Origin of the sequence: Stieleria sp. (assembly GCF_041595215.1) — a bacterium.
Taxonomy (GTDB): Bacteria; Planctomycetota; Planctomycetia; order Pirellulales; family Pirellulaceae; genus Stieleria; species Stieleria magnilauensis.
This window is the reverse complement of record NZ_JBFHKV010001340.1, coordinates 1-1988: the sequence shown is the minus strand read 5'-3', so window position 1 is coordinate 1988 and position 1988 is coordinate 1. Positions and strand designations below refer to the sequence as shown.

Sequence of the window (1988 nt, the reverse complement as noted above, 5' to 3'; positions counted from 1 at the left end):
GTTGAACAACGACGACCTCGCCCAGGCCCCACGCGCTATCGCGCCACCGGAGGGAGGTCGGGAGGTACTGTCATTTGGTCCGACGCAAGAAGTGAAGTTTCGATCTCAGCACGTGACGGCGGACGCAACGTGGACGGAAGTCGGTGACATGCCGTTCCAGCATTCGTACCGAATCGAATCGGACCAGCGGTTTAGCGACCCGGCAAACATGCGTGTTCAGATTCCGATCACGCAAGCGATCAAAAAGGGAGACGTTGTGCTCGTTTCGTTCTGGGTCCGACGGCCAAACGCAGGCGGGCAACCGAACAACATCTATTATTCAATCACGGACGAATCGGACGCGGCAGTTTACGCGAACACGCTGTCCGCCTATCGCGAGTGGAATCAACATGTTCGCTCATTCGTCGCGGGACGCGACATCAACCCTGCCAGCGACGTCGTTCAGTTCGACATGGGCGAGGCGGGCACGATCGTGGAGATCGCGGACCTGCGACTTGTCAACTATGGAACCGATCGCGACATCGCGACGCTGCCCAAGACGACAGTCATGTACGCCGGTCGCGAGAAAGACGCGGCGTGGCGCGAGGCCGCTCTGGCTCGCGTCGAAACCATCCGCAAAGGTGATCTGACGATCGAAGTCGTCGATGCGCAGGGCCGCCCGGTCACGGGCGCCCGGGTAACGGTTGCGATGCAGAAACATGCGTTCGGATTCGGCAGCGCCGTCAACGCCGAAGTTCTCGGTGCTCCGCGAAGCGACTTCCCGATCAACCCCAAGAAGCAGATCGTCGTCAGCTGGGACGAGGCTCAGAAGTATCGCGACGTTGTCAAGAAGTACTTTGACCGCGTCACCTTTGAATCGGAACTTCGCCCCCACAATTGGCAGAGCCTGCAAAGCAAGCATCCCGTCTGGCAGCGCAGGAAAACGATCCTGATGGACCGAACGCTGCCATGGTTGCGCGAAAACAACATCGCCGCTCGCGGGCACTACATCGGCTGGGCGCCGATGGATTTCAATAGCGTTGAAAAGCAGTTTGTCGGGAACCCCGAAGGTCACCGCAAATGGTTATGGAACCACATGGCTGACGTGCTTCCGGCAACCATCAAGTACGTGAACGAATGGGACACGATCAACCACATCATCGGCTGGGGCAAGCACACCTACGAAATGGAATACGGCGGACCCAAAATCTACGCCGAGATTCTGGCCGAAGCTCGTCGCCTGGCTCCGGATGCATCGCACGCGATCAATGAGGGGAAAGTGTTACCCGATGGCTACAAACGCGAGCCTTACAAAAAAATCATTCGCTACTTGAACGAGCAAAACCAATCGCCCGACATCGTCGGGTTCATGGGGCACTTTGGTCTGACCACGTTGACGCCGCCGGAAGAACTGCTGAAAGTCTATGACGAGTTTGCCGAGATCGCGCCGCGTCTGCAGTTGAGCGAATTTGATGTCGATGCGGGCGACGACGAAGCATTGCAAGCGGACTATTTCCGCGACGTCCTGATTGCTTCGTTCAGCCATCCGAACATGGAAGCGGTCATCCAGTGGGGCTTTTGGGAAAAGATGCACTGGAAACCCGCCGCCGCACTGTGGCGTGAAGACTGGACGCTGAAGCCGGCGGGCAAGGTGTTTGTCGATCTGGTCGCCAATCAGTGGTGGACCGACGAGTCGCTGACAACCGACGTGCAAGGACAAACCCGAACACGCGGTTTCTTGGGTGACTACCAGATCACCGCCCGCTACGGCGACTTGTCAGAAACGGTCACGACAACCCTCCACCGCGAGGGGACAACGGTTCGCATCCGGCTGCGCTGACAGAGCGGAAAAGGGGTCAGGTACCAAAAACCAAATGGCCCAACGGGTGCTTCGCATTTTTGGTACCTGACCCCTTTTCCGCGGCAACCGCAATCCAATCGTTGACGAAGCACTCGTCGTATGACACGAAGCCACCCTCTGATCCAGCCGATCCCGATCGATTCGGCCG

At 58.1% G+C, this 1988-nt stretch carries 1 protein-coding gene; it reads left to right on the top strand.

The genetic code is table 11. The features are described 5' to 3' along the window. Positions 1-91 precede the first annotated feature (91 nt). On the top strand, positions 92-1819 hold the full coding sequence (locus ABX749_RS31105) for an endo-1,4-beta-xylanase (protein WP_372899458.1): 1728 nt from the start codon (positions 92-94) through the stop codon (positions 1817-1819). Positions 1820-1988: the final 169 nt, after the last annotated feature.